A 15,779-nucleotide genomic window follows, 5' to 3' on the forward strand; every position below is an offset into this window, starting at 1 on the left:
CGAAGAACCGCATGAGCCGAACATTACAGATTTCTCATCGAACCCGCGGGCAGCTCGGTCAGCTCTGGACCGGATACACCTCGAACTCGTACAGCGAGTAGCCGTACTCCGTGGCCCGATCGACACCCTGCAGACGCACGTGGCGCGCGTTCGCGTCCAGCCAGATCGTGTCGGTGCCGCCGTCGCCGTCGCTCACCTCGGCCGCGGGCGTCCAGGTGGTCGCGTCGCCGGACACCTCGATCCGGTACGCCGTCCCGTACGCCGTCTCCCACCGCAGCACGATCTTCCCGAGCTGTGTCGCCGTACCGAGGTCGACGGTGAACCACGACGCGTCGTCGTACCCGGACGCCCACCGCGTCGAGGTGTCACCGTCGACGGCCAGGCCGGCGGTGAACGACGTCCCCGGTTCGATGCCCGAAGCAACCACCGGCCGGTTGAGCGCGATGTTGGTCGTGCTCGTGTGCGGCCGGACGGCGACCCGCAGTACGGCGTCGTACGTCGTTGTGCCGGTGGTGAAGGTGACCGGGACGTCCACGTCACCGAGTGCCGCATCGGCCGGTGGGGTGAGCTGAACGTTCACGGACTGCGTGAACCCGCGCTTGACCGTGAGCGCGGTACTCGATGGGTCCGCCGTCCAGCCGGGCGGTGCGGCGACCTGCAGGGTGCCGCTCACATCGGTCCCGCGCTCGGCGGCGACGCCCACCTGGAAGGTCGAGGTCTCGCCGCGGATGACGTCGGTGCGCTTCTCGTCCACCCGCAGCGCGGCGAGCGGCGTGTCACTCCACAGCGGAACGATCTCCGCAACCGCCGGCGTACCGCTCGTCCACACCAGGCGAATCGCCTCGGCCTCCAGGTCGTGCACGGGCACCTGGGCGTACGCCGCCGCGACCGAACCGACCTTCTGCCAGGTACCGCCGACTTGGACCTCGATGTCAGCCGATCCGATCGACGACGACTGCAGCACGGTGACCCCAGCCAGACCGCGCGGCGCGGACAGTCCAACGCTCAGCGCATCCCCAGGCTGCGGCGCGGCGCTCGGCACATACGCGGTGTCGAGGTTGCCGTCCACGGCTCGCCCGAACGACGATCCCGGTGCGGGCGCCGGCGTACCGCTCGCGGTGAGCGTCGTCTGCCGACCACCGACCGCCTCGACCGAGAACTCGCGAACCACCAGCCAGAAGTCGCTCGTCGTCAGCGACCGGTACCGCACGTAGCGCGCGGTGGTGCCTTCAGACGCGGTCGCCCGCACCTCGGCAGTGGTCGCGCGGGTGAGCTCGGTCCATTGTGAACCGTCGACCGAGTACTCCAGGACCCCCGACGGGATGAAGTCGTTCGGGCTGCCGTCCTTACCCATCAGAAGCTCGATCGCGCCGATCGGCGCCGGGGCCCCGAGGTCGACGCGGATCTCGGACCCCGGACCGGGCGCTCCGCTGCTCCAGAAGAACGTCTCCGGGTCGTTGTCGATCATCCGGGCCGGGACGTTGTCCTGGTACGTGCCCAGGTTCGTCGTCGCGGTCCGGGTGACCTGGATGCCCAGCCAGCGGTCGTGGACCCGGCCGACCTCGGTGATGAGCTCGTCCACAACGCGCTCGCCGATCCGCGGGTAGGTCCCGCTGTGCGGTTGGCGGCCGTCCCGGATCGCCTTCGCCTCCGTGACGAGCGCCGCCGTCTCCTGGCGGATGGTCCAGGCCTTGGCCGCATCGCCGGCGTCGAGCGCCGCGAGCAGGTCGAGCGCGCGACCCATCGCGCGGCCCCACAGCTCGGTGGCCTTGAGCCACGACTCCGCCTCGTCGGTGAAGGCCGGATCGGCAACACCCGACCGGATCTTCGCCGGCGCGGCCGTGATCGCGGCGACCACGGGCCGCAGCCCGGCGATCGCCTGCGCGCGGTCGCCCGCGCGCCAACGCTGCCAGAACTGCGCGACGGCAGCGCCGAACTCGGGCGCACTGTCCAGATGCAGCGTTCCGTCGTACGTGTTCAGGTCGGCAAAGATCCGCAGCGCCGCGGTCGTCGCCTTGTCACCGTCCGCCTGCTCGGCGAGCGCACGCAACCAGGACGCCTGCTCGTCGTACGTCGCCGGGTTCCAACTCAGCTCGGCGAACGAGTACAACGCGACCTGGCTGACCACGGCCTGGTTCATCGGGTTGGAGATGACACCGGCGACGTGCTCGGCGATGCCCGGCTCGCGCCCACTGTACGGCGCGAGCAGCAGCCGGCCCGCCGCGTAGTCGTTGACCGGGTAGTTGTCCCAGATCAAGATGTTGTGCCCGAACACCGCCTTGGCCTGCGCCGCCTGCGTGGCCGTGATCGTCTGCGGCACCACGCCGACACCGGTCCAGTGCACGACCACGTCGCTGTCCAGCTGCTCGCGCAACGCCTTCTTGTACGGCGTTTCGCTGACGTTGTAGTACTCGGTCGGCACCATCTGCAGCGGCGCGACGTCCGGCTTGGTCTCCACCCATTCGCGCTGTACCCGGTTGAGCAGGTCGCTCTGCGCGCGTCCGGCCGCGCCGCCTCCGGTGCCGTACTCGGCGCGGTCCTCGTCGCAATGCCAGGTGTTGTAGTCGATGTCGTCGAGCGGCACGTTGAACGACCGCGCGCCGACGTCGTACAGCGCCTGGAACTTCGCGACCAACGCCTGGAAGTCGGCGTCCGACGTATAGCAGATCGAGAGGCCCGGGGAGAGCGCGAAGGTGAAGTCGACCTTGTTCTGCCGGGCGCGGGTGACGAGTTCGGCGAGCTGCGCCAGCTTGTCCGCCGGGTACGGGTCGCGCCACTGCTCGCGGTGGTACGGGTCGTCCTTCGGTGCGTACTCATAGGTGTTCATGCGGTGCGCGCCGAGGTAGCTGAGCACGCCGAGCCGATCGGCATGCGACCACGGCGTGCCGTAGAAGCCCTCGATCGAGCCGCGGTACCGCATCGTCGGCCAGTCGCGGATCGCGGCACCTGGCATCCAGTCGCGGCCCGGCCGGTCCTGGATCAGCTGGGCGAAGGACTGCGCGGCGTAGAACGTACCGTCGCCGTCGACGCCGTCCAGGACGATGTGACCGCGAGCCTTGGCATCTCGGCCGGCAGCCAGGACATAGCCCTCGACCGGGAGGCCCGTGCTGTCCTTCACCTTCAGCGCTGTGAGCACCGAGGACTCACGACCGAGCCAAATGGTGACCGGCGTACCTGGGTCCGTGCCGTTGGTGGTCCTGACGGTTTTCACGTCGGCTTCGGCCAGGGCCTGACGGACGACGCGCTCGGCGTCGGCGTCGGCGCGTGAGGTCCGGACCAAGCCCACCACCGGAGTCACCGGGAAGCCGTCGGGCCGCTGCGTGAGCTCTTGCGGCTCGGGCGACACCGTGGGAGCTGCGGGTGGGGCAGCCTCGGCTTGCTGTGGCAGAAGAACGATCGGGGCGAGCAAAGCGAGCACGCTGACAGCAGACCGGAGCAAGCGCATGAGTCTCCTCGGGCAGGCGGTGGAAAATAGTTAGCCAGTGCGCAGAAGTGCTCGTCAAGGGTTTACGAAGTTCACCTTCCGACAGATTTCCGGAACATTCCGGAAAAGGGGTGGACCTGCGCCAAGCGGTCGTTCTAGCTTGCGAGAAGCTCGCGCTGCAGGGGTGTGGCGCGGTTGGGGAAAGCAGGCAAGAGATGAGTCCCGACGGACCGGCCGACATCCAGGACATGCGGATCATCCATTCCGCACTGCGTCGCGATCTCGAGCGAACCACGATTGTCGCGTCCGATCCGGCGCTGCTCACCGACACCCGGCGGCAGGCACTGGGTGAGCACACCGCGTGGATGATGCACACGCTGCACCGTCACCACAGCGGCGAGGACGCCGAGGTCTGGCCGGAGATGCGGCGCCGCAACCCGGCCGCGGGTGCACTGCTGGACCGGATGGACGCCGATCACCGGCAGATCGCGGAGCCGATGGACGAGCTGGAATCGGTCGGCAGCCGCTTCGGTGCCGGGACGGCCGATGCCTCAGAACTGCTGGCCGCGGTGGCCCGGTTGAAGGAACCGCTGCTGCCGCATCTGGCGCGGGAAGAGCAGGAAATGATGCCGGTGGTGGCGCAGAGCATGACCCACCGCGAATGGCACGCGCTCACCCAGCGCGCCTTCGTCAAAGGCAAGCCGGTGAAGGAACTGGCGATGGAAGGGCACTGGGTGCTCGACAACGCGCCCACCAGGGATCGCGACCGCATGGTCACGGTGCTTCCCGCCGTCCCGCGCTGGGTGCTGCTCAACCTGATGGGCGGTCCGTACCGGAGGAAGCGCGAGACGTTGTGGGCAGGGACGCCCGCGGCCGACCTCGCGCCGCTGTCCATCGACGACTGTCGCTGAGCTGCGCCGACGGCAGGTGCAGGTCGTTAAGCTGACCCGATCATGGGGTCTTCGGTGCCGGACGGTGGCGACCAGACGCGGTTGCGCCACCTCAACGAGCGGGCGGTGCTCGCCGCGGTGCGCAGTGCCGGGGAGTCCCGCGTCGCGCAGATCGTGGCACAGAGCGGCATCGGACGGACGGCGGTCGAAGAGGTCCTGACCAGCCTGGTCGCACGACGGTGGCTGGTTGAGGAGAGTCCGGCGATCCGCGGCCGGGGCCGTCCGGCGCGGAGCTATCGGTTCCGCTCCGAGGCCGGGTACGTCGTCGGACTCGACATCGGGGCGTACTCCGTGCGCGGCGTCCTGACCGACCTCGACGGCCGCGTACTCACCGAGATCCGGCGGGCGGTGTTACCGGAGCTGCCGCGGCGCTCGCGGCTGCGCACCGCGGATCGCGTCGTGGTGGACTGCGCGAAGGCTGCCGACGTACGGGTCGAGCAGGTGTGGGCGATCGGGGTCGGCAGCACCGGTCTGGTCGATCCCGACGGGACGGTCGTCCAGGCCAATGCCATCCCGGACTGGGCCGGCACCGACCTCAGCGCTCACTTCGGTGCCCCCGTCGTCGTGGCCCACAACGACAGCCAGTTGGCCGCTCTCGCCGAACAGCGACGAGGTGTCCTGCTCGGGTCTCCCGATGCCGACCTGGTGTTCCTGCACGCCGGTCGCCGGACGGGGTTGGCGATGGTGCTCGAGGGACGCCTGCGGCGCGGGGCGTTCGGTGCCGCGGCGGACATGTCGCAGCTGCGCGGGGTCTCGTGGGAACCGGCGCTCGAGTACCTGCATGCCGTGGTCTCCGACGAGATTCCCGTTGTGGACAAGGCGAAACACGCGTTCGCGGCCGCGCGGGACGGTGATCGGGCGGCTCGGACCGCAGTACGGAGGTACGCGCGCGGCATGGCTGGAGCGGCAGCGACGGCGATCGCGATCGTGGACCCGCGAGTTCTCGTTCTCGGCGGTGCGTTCTCGCAGGCGGCGGACGTGCTGCTGGAGCCGTTCGCTGCCGAACTCGCACGCCTGTGCCCACGCGTGCCCGAACTCCGTGCGTCGTCGCTGGGCGCCTGGTGTGTCGCGCTCGGCGCGGCCAGTCACGCGCAGGACGCCGTCGACGCACGGCTGCTCACTGCCACCCGCGGTGCGCTGCCGGACTTGGCCGCCCGCAGCCTCTGAAGCAACCGGGCGCAAGGACCAAACCGGTCCCGAGCCGTTGACGGCGGCCACGCTCGCGGCTATTAATGTCGGAAAGAGGCAATAATGCGCAGTTCCGTGCACACCCTCCGCCCAGGAAGCAGGTTCGCCGTGACCAGTCGGATCCGCCGCCGCACGTTCCTCACCGCCACCGGCGCGGTCGCCACCGCCACCGCGGTCGGTGACGTCGCCTACGCCACCCCGCACGCCCTCGACGACACCTCGGAGTACGTCGACGTCCAGCTCCTGAACATCACCGACTTCCACGGCTATCTGCAGCCGACGACGCCCAGCCAGGGCAGCGTGATCACCGGCGCGGGCGGGGTTCAGGTCACCGTCGGCGGCGCCGGGTACCTGGCCACCCACCTGAAACGATTGCGCGAAGGGCAGCGGAACTCGATCTTCTTCTCCTCCGGCGACAACTTCAACGGCTGGCCGTTCGAGGTCGACGCGCACGCCAACGAGCCGACGATCGAGGTTCTCAACGCGCTCGGCCTGCAGTTCAGTACGGTCGGGAATCACGAGCTCGACCACTCGGTGGAGTTCCTCGTCGACCACATCGAAAAGGGCAAGCCGTACCCGGTCAGCGGCCGTGACGACAACTTCGTCGACTCGACCGGTCACCGCTTCCGGGGCGCGAATTTCCGCTTCTACACGGCGAACATCGTGCACGCGGACACCGGCCGCCCGATCGTCCCGCCGTACAACATCGAATGGGTCGACGCGGGCCGCGGGCGGAAGCTGCCGATCGCGTTCATCCACCTGACGCTGGTCGGCACCGAGACCGGATCGACGTCGTACCAGCCTGGTCTGCGGTCGTTGTCCGACCTTGAGCAGGCGAACAAGCTCGCCGCGCAGCTCAAGCGCCGCGGCATCAACGCGATCGTCATCAACATCCACGACGGCGGCGTCGCCGGCAACGACTACAACGCGGGAACGAACCCGTCCGGCCCGGTCTTCCAGCTGGCGGCGAACGCCTCACCCGACATCTGCGCGATCGTTACCGGGCACTGGCACTGCCGCTTCAACATGATGGTTCCGGACCCGAACGGCGTACCGCGTCCGGTCGTCGAGGCCGGCAATCACGGATCGCTGATCAACGAGATCAACCTCAAGCTCGATCCGCGCACCGGCGAGGTGATCCGCGAGCTGACCCGGTCGACGAACCACGCGAACACCCGCGACGTCCCGCTGGACGAGGAGGTCCAGTACATTGCCGACTACTGGACCGCGCAGGGCAAGAAGCGGTACGCGACGCCGCTGGCCCGGATCACCGCCGACTTCACCCGCACGCTGAACGCGTCCGGCGAGAGCACGATGGGCAACCTGGCCGCGGACTTCGCGTACTGGGACGCCAACCGAAGCCGCGCGGGCCGTGCCGACCTCGCGCTGATCAGCGTCAAACCGGTCTCCGGGTCGAACGCGCTCACCGGCGACCTGCGCTACGCCAAGGGCACCAACGCGTCGGACGAGGACGGCGTCGTCCTCTTCGGTGAGGCGTGGGCCGCCTTCGGGTACGGCAACCCGATCCTGACCGTGACGCTGCCGGGCACTCAGCTGCATGCTGCGTTCGAGGCGCAATGGGTACCGCAGGCCGACGGAACGGAGAAGTTCGCGCCGTTCGCGGTGTCGCACAACGTCAGCTACACCTACGACACCTCGAAGCCGATCGGCCAGCGCGTCGACCCCGCCGCCATCCTGATCGACGGGAAGCCGCTCGACCTGAACCGCGACTACCGGGTCGCCGCGCTCGCGTACACGCTGATCGGCGGCGACGGTACGACGGTCTTCGCGGGATTCACCGACCCGGTCCGCAACGACCGCGATCACGAGGGCTTCATCGCGTACCTGCGCGCGCACCCGGTGCTCACACCCGCACCGCTCGGTCGCGCCCGTCCGGTGAGTTAGGCTGCTGTCACAGATGCTCTGAGATCCGGATGATACGAAAGCGGAAGTATGCCGAAGGCGCCGTCGCGCAGTGCCGTGATCAGGACCGCGTTGCGGGAGCTGCGGGTCCAGCTCGCCCTGCTGAACCATCACGTCGGCTACCAGCTCTCGCTCAAGGACGCCGAGCTGGACTGCCTCGACGTCCTCGCCCGGGACGGGGCGCTCACCCCGAGCGTCCTGGCCCGGCGCACCGGCATCCATCCGGCCACGATGACCGGCATCCTCGACCGGCTCGAGCGCGGCGGTTGGATCGTCCGGGACCGTGATCAAGTGGACCGCCGCCGGGTCACGGTCAGCGTGGTGAAGGAGCGCTCGGCGGAGGTGTATCAGCTGTACCGCGGGATGAACGGCGCCGTCGACCGGATCTGCGCCGACTACTCCCCGGCCGAGCTCGACCTGATCGCGGGTTTCCTGCAGCGCTGTGCCGAGGCCGGCCAAGCCTCGACCGACAAGCTCGCCGCGAGCTGATCGCCGCGAGCTGATCGCCGCGCCTGATCGCCGCGCCTGATCGACGGCACTGATCGACGGCACTGATCGCCAGCCCTGGCAGGCGGCCGGCGGGCAGGGATCCGGCCTGGGTTTGGGGCTGTCTCGTTTCGTAATTGCCGGTGTATGACTACGGAATGACACCTACGCCGGTGGAAGTGCGGCGGGACAGTGTGCGGAGCAGTGGTCTCGACGCGACGGTTCAGCTGCTCAACAGGGTCTACCCGAACCGGACCCGGCTGGTTGGGCGGAATCGCGAGAACGGGTCGCTCGCGCTGAGTACAGCCGAGGTCGGAACGGTGGGCGCGGATCGGAGCCGGTTGCAGATGCACTTCGAGGCCGCCACCGATCCGTGGCGGGACCTGAACGCGGTCTGGCTGATCAAGGGCCGGCTCGGCATCGACGAGCACGCGCTCAGCGCGGGCGACAGCTTCCTGTACTCGATCAAGGAGGGGATGCACTTCCACTCGCAACCGCTCGAGCTGATCGTGGTCCGGATCAGTCAGGCCGATGTCGCCCGCGCCGCCGCCCGCCACTACGGCGTCGTACCGGACGAGCTCTGGCCGACGCAGGGGCGGCCGATCTCGCGCGCGATGAACGCGCATTGGCAGACCCTGTCCGGGTTCGCCCGCCGGACGCTCGCCTCGGCACCGTCGGTCGCGGAGAACCCGCTGATCGCGGGACAGCTCGTCGACTACGTCGCGTCGTCGATGCTGGCGGTCTTCCCGAACGCGACCATGCAACTGTCGCACGTTCCGTCGCCCGGTACGGTCGGTACGGCGACAGTGCGCCGCGCGGTCGCGTTCGTGGAGGCGAACGCGGACCGGCCGATCACGGTCGAGGACATCGCCGCGGCCGCCGGGACCGGGGCGCGGGCACTGCAGTACGCGTTCCGCCGGACCTTTGACTGCACACCACGCGAGTACCTGCGCCGCGTCCGCCTCGAGCGCGCGCACCGCGACCTGCAGGACGCGGTGCCGGGTGAAACCGTGGCCGACATCGCCCTGCGCTGGGGGTTCACGTCGACCGGGTGGTTCACCCGGCACTACCGCGAGACCTACGGGCGCTCCCCCGGCGCGACGCTGCGCGACAACACCTGACGGCGCTGGGTCAGCATCGTCGCGATCTCGTGCCGGTACACCGGCCGCGCGACATCGCAGGTGTGCGTGAGCCGGCGCGTGCGCAGCAGGTGCTGGATGTCGTCGACGCTCACTCCGAGCGCGCTCGCGGCGGTCGACAGCGTCAACCAGCCCCGGCGCAGTACGGCGAGTACCTCGACGTCGTTGCGCCGCAGCGGTAGCTCCTTGCCGTGCGCGGTCAGCAGTCCGGCGCTGATCAGCCGCCGGACGCCGGTCGGTCCGAGACCGAGCAGCACACCGGCCTCCGCGACCGAGATCCACTGGTCGAGCCCGGACTGGACGACGTCGGACAGCCGCAACCGGCGGTGCGCCCGCGACCGCGCGGGCAGATGGCCCGCGCGGACCAGTCCGGCGACGCGCTGCGGTGAGATCCCGAGCAACGCCGCGGCCTGCGCGGTCGTGATCAGCGGGTCCTCCACCATCAACGGTTCCCCGAGCAGCTCGGCCAGTCGGGCACGGTACTCCTTGGCCAGGGCTTCCATTCCCCACCTCCCCCAGGTCGCCGGCGAGGCTGGGGCGTTGACCGGTCCCGCCGGCGAAAATCACGCTCTGTGCTCGATTGATCCATGTCCGGATCGTGGACGCCAGCCTCGGTTGCGCGTTCCGGCGCACGGTTTCGGGTTCCGGCGTACGGGTTGGCCGATGGCCGTCGGGAGCAGATTCGGCCCAGGGATGCGCGGCCGTCGTCCTGGTCGCCAGCGAACGCTGAAACCTGACCATCGCTGATCGAGAGCGCGGGTTTTTCGACAGATTTGATCAGATTTCTCTTGCCGCGAAGGAGTTGCTCGGGGTGAGATGGGCAGATGACGCAAACGCGCGCCGCCGGTACGGCGGAGGGCCGGGAGTTCTCGTACCGGCCGCTCATCTGGCTGGCGGTCGCGACATTCTCGATGGGGATCGACGGGTACGTGCTGGCCGGTCTGCTGCCGCAGATCTCCGGTGACCTCGACGTCACGCCGGCCGCCGCAGGGCAGCTGATGTCGGTGTTCGCGTTCACCGCCGCGCTGGCCGGGCCGGTGCTCGGCACGCTGACGTCGCGGTGGGAACGCCGTACGACGATCGTGCTGTCGCTCGGCGTCTTCGTGCTCGGCAACCTGCTCGTCGGCGTCGCGGCGAACTACCCGATCGCGCTCACCGGACGGATCGTCGCCGCGCTCGGCGGCAGCCTGCTGAACGCGGCCGTCACCGGGTACGTGATCGCGCTGACGCCGGTGCAGCACCACGGCAAAGCGCTGTCGTTCGTGCTCGGCGGGTGGATGACCGCGACCGCGCTCGGCGTACCGGTCGGGCTGCTGCTCGGGCAGTCGAGCTGGCGGTTCCCGATGATCCTGGTCGCGGTGGTCGGCACGATCGCGCTGCTCGGCATCCTGCTGCGGCTGCCCCGCCTGCACCTGCCCGGCGGGACGCTCGTCGAACGCATCCGCCCGCTCGGGCAGCCCAGACTGGTAGCCGGTTTGCTCGTCACCACGGGCATTCTCTGCGCGAGCTACGTCTGCTTCACGTACGCGACGCTGATCCTCGGGCCGCACTTCCACGCCGAGTGGGCGATCATCTTGATCATGTTCGGGTACGGCGTCTCGAGCATGGCCGGCAATGCGGTGACGGGTCGTCTGGTGGACAAGTTCTCCGCTCTGCGCGTGCTCAGCGTCGTGCTGGTCGGGCTGCTGCTCAACGCGGTCCTGGGCATGGTCGCGCTGATGTTCGCGCCGGCGCTGCTGGCGGCGATCTGGGGTCTGATCTGGTTCTTCTCGGCCGGCGTCGGCAACGGCGGAGCGGCCGTACCGCAGCAGGCCCGGCTGGCCTCGATGGCACCCGACTCGGCCGCGATCGTGATGGCGCTGAACGGCAGCGCGATCTCACTCGGCTCGGCGCTCGGCAGCGGCCTGGGCGGTGTCGCGCTGACCGCAGGCGCCGCGCCGAACGGTCTGCTCGGCGTCTCCGCCGGCATCCTCGCGCTCACCGTCGGACTGCATGTCGTGGTCATGCAGCGGTCCCGAACGTAGAATACGGTGATGACCGAAAAACTGCGGATCGTGCTGGCCGCGCGGCCGTCGTACCAGGACATGGTGTTCACGCCGGAGAGCCGCGAGCGGTTGGCCTCGCTCGGCGAGGTCGTCGTGCTGAACGATCCCGGTACGGCGGACGGGTTGACGGCGGTGCTGCCCGGGACCGACGTGCTGATCACCGAGTGGGCCGCGACGCCGCTGACCGCCGCCGTTCTCGATCACGCGGATCGGCTCGGGCTGGTCGCGCACAGCGCGTCCTCGGTCAAGCACTTCGTCACCGAGGAGGTGTTCCGGCGCGGGCTGCGGGTCACGCAGGCCGGGCAGGCGATGGCCGAGCCGGTCGCGGAGGTGTCGCTGGCGTTCACGTTGAGCATGCTGCATCGCCTCCAGCGGTTCGACCACGGAATGCATGCCGGCGAGTGGCGCGGCGCCGTACCTCCGCAGCACGGGCTCTCGTCGTCGCGGATCGGTGTCGTCGGGGCGTCGCGCACCGGTCTCGAGTACATCCGGATGCTCGTCGCCCTCGGGACCGCCGAGGTCGTCGTCTACGACCCGTACCTCACCGCGGAGCGCGCGGCCGAGCTCGGCGTACGGCGGAGCTCGCTCGACGACCTGCTGCGCACGAGCCGGGTCGTCGCGCTGCATGCACCGACGCTGCCCGAAACCCATCACCTGATCGGCGCGCGAGAGCTCGCGCTGATGCCGGACGGCGCGGCCCTCGTGAACACCGCCCGCTCCTGGCTGGTGGACACCGCCGCGCTGCTCGCGGAGTTGCGCAGCGGCCGGATCGATGCCGCGATCGACGTCTTCGACGTGGAACCGCTGCCGCCCGACGATCCGTTCCGCGGCCTGCCGAACGTCCTGCTGACGCCGCACCAGGCCGCGGCCACGGTCGAGTGCTACTTCACGATGGGCGAGATCACGGTCGACGAGATCTCGCGGTACGCCGCCGGCCAACCGCTGCGGTACGAACTGAGCGAGAAGGTCCTTCAGCAGATGGCGTGACGCGCCGGGTTCAGCAGGTCGACACCGATGCGGCGTGGAGGGCGCGCCGGTGCAGCGGGTCGAGGTGGTGCTGGGCCGCGCCGGTCGCGTTCGCGATCGTCAGCGCGATGTCACACCGCAGACCACTGCTGCTCATCGCAGCGATGAGTTCGGCTCGGGGCGGCGGTCTGTACAGGTGTGAGTGAAATCCTGAACAGCACAGGACCGTCGTCGAAGGAGCCGGATGGATCTCGAGGAGGAGTTCGCGCAGTACCGCGGTGAGCTGGTCGCACACTGTTACCGCATGCTCGGATCGCTGCACGACGCGGAGGACGCCGTCCAGGACACGTACCTGCGCGCCTGGCGCGGGCACGCAGACTTCGAGCACCGGTCCTCGGTGCGGACCTGGTTGTACCGGATCGCCACCAATGTCTGCCTCAACCTGTTGCAGCACAGCAGCCGGCGGGTGATTCCGTCCGCACTGGGTGCGCGGTGAACAGCTCACTGCAGCGCGCCCGCGCCGAACTCGCCCGTGCGCGGCCACGTGAGGACGAGCTGAGCGAACCGGACGAGCCGCTGCAGAGGGCCCTGCTGGATCAGTTCCAGTCGGCGATGGAGACCAAGGATCTCGCGGTCCTGGAAGGCCTGTTCAGCACCGACGCCCGATGGGAGATGCCACCGATCCCGACCTGGTTCCACGGCCGGGACGACGTACTGCGCCTGCTCGACGCCAAACTTCGCGCGGGACGCGACCAGCGCGTCCTGGTCGAAACCTCGGCGAACGGTCAGCCGGCCTTCGCGCTGTACATCCGCGGAGCCGACGCGCAGTTCCACGCGCACTCGATCAAGGTGCTGAGCGGCGCCCGGGACACGATCACGGCCGTCCTCGCGTTCCACCATCCTGCTTTGTTCCCGGCCTTCGGGCTGCCTTTGATTCCTGGGAGATCCTGATGTCTTCAGCAACCGTTCTGCGTGGGCTGCACGTCGCCGGCGCGCCGCTCGTCGTGCCGAACGCCTGGGACGCGGCCTCGGCCCACCTGGTCGAGGAAGCCGGCTTCGCCGCGGTCGCGACCAGCAGCAACGCGACGGCGGCGGTCCTCGGGTACGACGACGGCGAGCACGCGCCGGTCGACGACGTCCTGGCGCACGCGGCCCGGATCGTGGGGCGCCAACTCGGTCGCCGACTACGCGGCCCGTCGGGTCGCGCGGGTCAGCTTCGGACCGATGTTCCAGCGCCACCTTTACGCGACCTTCGCTCGTACCTCCCTCACGGCGCTCGCAGCGGACCGCAATCCGTTCACTGCATGAGGTCCGGGACCTCTTCGGCGCGGATGCGGCCGCGGTCGACGGTGGTGGTGCGGGACGTCGTACGGCCGGCGGCGAGTGCTTCCGCGGGGTCCGCCGGGCGGCGGTGGTGCCAGTCGGTGACGGACTGGTAGGCCGCAGCGACGGCGAGCAGACGGTCCTCGCCGAACGGCTTGCCGCCAAGGATCGTGCCGATCGGTACGCCGCCCGACGTGAACCCGATCGGCAACGCCAGCTCCGGCAGGAGGGTCGGCGACGTCTGCACCACCACGTCGCACTGCTCGAACAGATCGGTCAGTACGCGCTCCAGCAGGACGACCTTCGCGCGCTGACCGATCAGGAACTCGCTGGCACCGAGCAGCGCCCCCTGCAACCAGCCGCTCACGGACACACCGAACCCGCGCAGGTCCGAGCGCAGCATCGGGAGGAACGGCTCGCTCCGCTCCGGCAGGCGGACGTTGTTGAAGGCCGAGTTCGTCAGCAGATCCCACTCGTCCGGCATGGTCACGTCGACGATCGACAGCCCGTCGATCCCCGCGAGCACGTCGAGCGCGGCCTTCCGGGCGGCGGCGGTCTCCGACGTACCGCTGGTGTACCCCGGAATGACGCCGACCCGAGTCCGCCAACGTGCACGCACGCGTCGACCCTGCCGGACGGGCGTGGCCGCGGTGACCAGGTCGGGAACCGGCGGAAGCCCTTGCGTCCTTGGGTCCTGCGGGTCCTCACCGGCCATCGCGGTCAGCATGATCGCGGCGTCCATCGCGTCCCGCGCCAACGGTCCCGGGTGGTCGCGCGTGTAGCTGAGCGGGATGATGCCGTGCAGCGAGACCCGCCCCATGGTGGGCTTCAGCCCGGTCAGGTTCTGTGCGTTCGACGGTGCCGTGATCGAGCCGCCGGTCTGCGTTCCGACGGCCGACGTCGCGAGCCGGGCCGCAACCGCGGTCGCCGAACCCGACGACGACCCGCCGGGATCGGTGCTCGGGTTGTGCGGGGTCCAGGCGTTGACGGTCGTGATCCGGCCGTCCGGCGTCGTCGCCCGGGTCGTTGCCAACGGCCCCATTTGGGTCTTGCCGAGGACGATGCCGCCGGCCGTGGTCAGTCGCCGGACGGCGGTCGCGTCGTACGGCGGCACGAAGTCCGCGAACAGGTACGAGTTGGCCGTCGTGGTCACGTCGCGGGTGTAGTAGTTGTCCTTGATCGCCAGCGGGATGCCGTGCAGGGCACTGCCCCGCGCGCGGCCGAGCGCGCGAGCCCGGGCAAGCGCCTGGTCGGCCAGCACCAGGTTGAACGCCTGGTACGTCGGATCGAACGCCTCGATCCGCTCCAGGTAGGCCTTCACCAGGTCCTCGGGCTTCAGTTTGCCTTTGCGGATCAGCGTCGCGGCCTCGGCGATGGTCAGTTCGCTGAGGTCCGTCGAGCGGGCCGGTACGTCGACCAACGCGGGCGTACTCGAGGACGCCGGGGCTGCGTGCGCGACCGCCGGGAGTGCGACCGATCCGACCGCCGTGGCGGCGGCGAGTGCACTCGCGCGGTACAGGAACGAACGCCGGTCGACCTGGTTGTCCTGCGGCGTGCTGCCCTTTGGGCGCATCAGGTCTTCGGCGCTCACCAGGCCTCCCGGGCGACGTCGATGGACGGGTACAGCTTCGGCGGCGCGGCCTGTTGCGCGAGCCGGTCGTCGGCGGCGAACTCGTACGAGCTCAACGGCAGCACGGTGTTGCGCATGAAGCTGCGCAGCCCGGCGAGCGCCGTGTCGCGGCCCGGGCTCCCGGTGTCCGGGTCCGGCGTACTCCCGGCCGGCAACTGGTCGAGATCGATTCCGACGGAGGCCAGACGTGCCCGGATCATCACGTCCAGTTCGGCGTCGGTGGGTTGACTGAGACTCACGAGTCCCCTCCCGGTCGTGGCGGCAACCTGACCAGGCATTTATGTCATGTTCAACTACTTCGCAGGTTTCGCCGGGATGACCGGAACATTGCGGGCGTGGGGTGTGGAATCCGGGCGATCGGGTACGGCGGGGGGTGGAAGGCAACCATCGAGAGAAACGGGGAAGCACCGCGATGGGTATGTTCGACAACATGAAGGACAAGGCCGGCGACGTGGTCGACGATCACGGCGACAAGGTGAGCGAAGGCCTCGACAAGGCCGGCGAATTTGCCAACGAGAAGACCGGCGGCGAGCACGGCGACAAGATCACCCAGGGCACCGACATGGCCAAGGACCGGTTGGACAGCCTGGACGGTCAGGACGACGACATCAACTGACGCGGAGGGGCGGCCGCGGAACATCGACACGTCCGGCGACACCGCGACCGGGTTGCCGACCGCCGACAGCATCGGCAGGTCGGAGTGGC

At 69.4% G+C, this 15,779-nt stretch carries 15 protein-coding genes and 1 pseudogene; 11 read left to right on the forward strand and 5 right to left on the reverse strand.

What is annotated here, in order from left to right:
• Nucleotides 1-58: 58 nt before the first annotated feature.
• Complete coding sequence (locus AB0B82_RS26935) at nucleotides 59-3,445, reverse strand: beta-N-acetylglucosaminidase domain-containing protein (protein ID WP_360174195.1); 3,387 nt, start codon at nucleotides 3,443-3,445, stop codon at nucleotides 59-61.
• A 47-nt stretch (nucleotides 3,446-3,492) separates the two neighbouring features.
• Between AB0B82_RS26935 and AB0B82_RS26940 the strand changes: the two genes are divergently transcribed.
• From AB0B82_RS26940 to AB0B82_RS26960, 5 genes are all read left to right on the forward strand, one after another.
• Nucleotides 3,493-4,335, forward strand: a complete 843-nt coding sequence (locus tag AB0B82_RS26940; RefSeq protein ID WP_360174198.1) for a hemerythrin domain-containing protein — start codon at nucleotides 3,493-3,495, stop codon at nucleotides 4,333-4,335.
• Between the two features lie 42 nt (nucleotides 4,336-4,377).
• On the forward strand, nucleotides 4,378-5,541 hold the full coding sequence (locus AB0B82_RS26945) for an ROK family protein (RefSeq protein ID WP_360174201.1): 1,164 nt from the start codon (nucleotides 4,378-4,380) through the stop codon (nucleotides 5,539-5,541).
• 129 nt (nucleotides 5,542-5,670) lie between these two features.
• Nucleotides 5,671-7,467, forward strand: coding sequence for a bifunctional metallophosphatase/5'-nucleotidase (locus tag AB0B82_RS26950; protein WP_360174204.1), 1,797 nt, complete (start codon nucleotides 5,671-5,673; stop codon nucleotides 7,465-7,467).
• Nucleotides 7,468-7,515: 48 nt separating this feature from the next.
• Nucleotides 7,516-7,974 carry a MarR family transcriptional regulator gene (locus AB0B82_RS26955; RefSeq protein ID WP_360174207.1) on the forward strand — a complete coding sequence of 153 codons (459 nt, stop codon included), beginning with the start codon at nucleotides 7,516-7,518 and terminating at the stop codon, nucleotides 7,972-7,974.
• A gap of 155 nt (nucleotides 7,975-8,129) precedes the next feature.
• Nucleotides 8,130-9,092 carry an AraC family transcriptional regulator gene (locus AB0B82_RS26960; protein ID WP_360174210.1) on the forward strand — a complete coding sequence of 321 codons (963 nt, stop codon included), beginning with the start codon at nucleotides 8,130-8,132 and terminating at the stop codon, nucleotides 9,090-9,092.
• Here AB0B82_RS26960 and AB0B82_RS26965 read toward each other — a convergent pair.
• On the reverse strand, nucleotides 9,050-9,613 hold the full coding sequence (locus tag AB0B82_RS26965) for a helix-turn-helix domain-containing protein (protein ID WP_360174213.1): 564 nt from the start codon (nucleotides 9,611-9,613) through the stop codon (nucleotides 9,050-9,052). The two genes, AB0B82_RS26960 and AB0B82_RS26965, sit on opposite strands and share 43 nt — an antisense overlap.
• A gap of 321 nt (nucleotides 9,614-9,934) precedes the next feature.
• On the opposite strand from AB0B82_RS26965, the gene AB0B82_RS26970 reads away from it, so the two are divergent.
• Complete coding sequence (locus AB0B82_RS26970) at nucleotides 9,935-11,134, forward strand: MFS transporter (RefSeq protein WP_360174216.1); 1,200 nt, start codon at nucleotides 9,935-9,937, stop codon at nucleotides 11,132-11,134.
• Between the two features lie 9 nt (nucleotides 11,135-11,143).
• On the forward strand, nucleotides 11,144-12,142 hold the full coding sequence (locus AB0B82_RS26975; RefSeq protein ID WP_360174219.1) for a hydroxyacid dehydrogenase: 999 nt from the start codon (nucleotides 11,144-11,146) through the stop codon (nucleotides 12,140-12,142).
• A 10-nt stretch (nucleotides 12,143-12,152) separates the two neighbouring features.
• Here AB0B82_RS26975 and AB0B82_RS26980 read toward each other — a convergent pair whose 3' ends face one another.
• Nucleotides 12,153-12,278 carry a hypothetical protein gene (locus AB0B82_RS26980; protein WP_360174222.1) on the reverse strand — a complete coding sequence of 42 codons (126 nt, stop codon included), beginning with the start codon at nucleotides 12,276-12,278 and terminating at the stop codon, nucleotides 12,153-12,155.
• Between the two features lie 87 nt (nucleotides 12,279-12,365).
• Between AB0B82_RS26980 and AB0B82_RS26985 the strand changes: the two genes are divergently transcribed.
• From AB0B82_RS26985 to AB0B82_RS26995, 3 genes and pseudogenes are all read left to right on the forward strand, one after another.
• Nucleotides 12,366-12,617: a sigma-70 family RNA polymerase sigma factor gene (locus tag AB0B82_RS26985; RefSeq protein WP_360174225.1), complete on the forward strand. Its 252-nt coding sequence runs from the start codon at nucleotides 12,366-12,368 to the stop codon at nucleotides 12,615-12,617.
• On the forward strand, nucleotides 12,614-13,072 hold the full coding sequence (locus AB0B82_RS26990) for a nuclear transport factor 2 family protein (protein ID WP_360174228.1): 459 nt from the start codon (nucleotides 12,614-12,616) through the stop codon (nucleotides 13,070-13,072). Before AB0B82_RS26985 ends, AB0B82_RS26990 begins: the two co-directional genes overlap by 4 nt.
• Nucleotides 13,072-13,224, forward strand: a pseudogene (locus AB0B82_RS26995) (isocitrate lyase/phosphoenolpyruvate mutase family protein); the annotation flags it as partial. The gene AB0B82_RS26990 and the pseudogene AB0B82_RS26995, both read left to right, overlap by 1 nt.
• Nucleotides 13,225-13,418: 194 nt before the next feature.
• On the opposite strand, the gene AB0B82_RS27000 reads toward AB0B82_RS26995, so the two are convergent.
• Nucleotides 13,419-15,035, reverse strand: a complete 1,617-nt coding sequence (locus tag AB0B82_RS27000; RefSeq protein ID WP_360174231.1) for an amidase — start codon at nucleotides 15,033-15,035, stop codon at nucleotides 13,419-13,421.
• Complete coding sequence (locus tag AB0B82_RS27005; RefSeq protein ID WP_360174234.1) at nucleotides 15,032-15,313, reverse strand: hypothetical protein; 282 nt, start codon at nucleotides 15,311-15,313, stop codon at nucleotides 15,032-15,034. The genes AB0B82_RS27000 and AB0B82_RS27005 overlap by 4 nt, the downstream gene beginning before the upstream one ends.
• Nucleotides 15,314-15,486: 173 nt before the next feature.
• Here AB0B82_RS27005 and AB0B82_RS27010 point away from each other — a divergent pair, with 173 nt between their 5' ends.
• Nucleotides 15,487-15,690 carry an antitoxin gene (locus AB0B82_RS27010; protein WP_360174237.1) on the forward strand — a complete coding sequence of 68 codons (204 nt, stop codon included), beginning with the start codon at nucleotides 15,487-15,489 and terminating at the stop codon, nucleotides 15,688-15,690.
• The last annotated feature ends 89 nt before the right edge of the window (nucleotides 15,691-15,779 follow it).

Origin of the sequence: Kribbella sp. NPDC048915 (genome assembly GCF_040649595.1) — a bacterium.
Taxonomy (GTDB): domain Bacteria; phylum Actinomycetota; class Actinomycetes; order Propionibacteriales; family Kribbellaceae; genus Kribbella.

Excerpts from the sequence above, each read along its gene's own strand:
- AB0B82_RS26955 (WP_360174207.1), top strand. The coding sequence starts at position 7,516 with ATGCCGAAGGCGCCGTCGCGCAGTGCCGTGATCAGGACCGCGTTGCGG.
- AB0B82_RS26935 (WP_360174195.1), bottom strand. The coding sequence starts at position 3,445 with ATGCGCTTGCTCCGGTCTGCTGTCAGCGTGCTCGCTTTGCTCGCCCCG.
- AB0B82_RS27010 (WP_360174237.1), top strand. The coding sequence starts at position 15,487 with ATGGGTATGTTCGACAACATGAAGGACAAGGCCGGCGACGTGGTCGAC.
- AB0B82_RS26945 (WP_360174201.1), top strand. The coding sequence starts at position 4,378 with ATGGGGTCTTCGGTGCCGGACGGTGGCGACCAGACGCGGTTGCGCCAC.
- AB0B82_RS26970 (WP_360174216.1), top strand. The coding sequence starts at position 9,935 with ATGACGCAAACGCGCGCCGCCGGTACGGCGGAGGGCCGGGAGTTCTCG.
- AB0B82_RS26965 (WP_360174213.1), bottom strand. The coding sequence starts at position 9,613 with ATGGAAGCCCTGGCCAAGGAGTACCGTGCCCGACTGGCCGAGCTGCTC.
- AB0B82_RS26985 (WP_360174225.1), top strand. The coding sequence starts at position 12,366 with ATGGATCTCGAGGAGGAGTTCGCGCAGTACCGCGGTGAGCTGGTCGCA.
- AB0B82_RS26980 (WP_360174222.1), bottom strand. The coding sequence starts at position 12,278 with ATGAGCAGCAGTGGTCTGCGGTGTGACATCGCGCTGACGATCGCGAAC.
- AB0B82_RS26960 (WP_360174210.1), top strand. The coding sequence starts at position 8,130 with ATGACACCTACGCCGGTGGAAGTGCGGCGGGACAGTGTGCGGAGCAGT.
- AB0B82_RS26975 (WP_360174219.1), top strand. The coding sequence starts at position 11,144 with ATGACCGAAAAACTGCGGATCGTGCTGGCCGCGCGGCCGTCGTACCAG.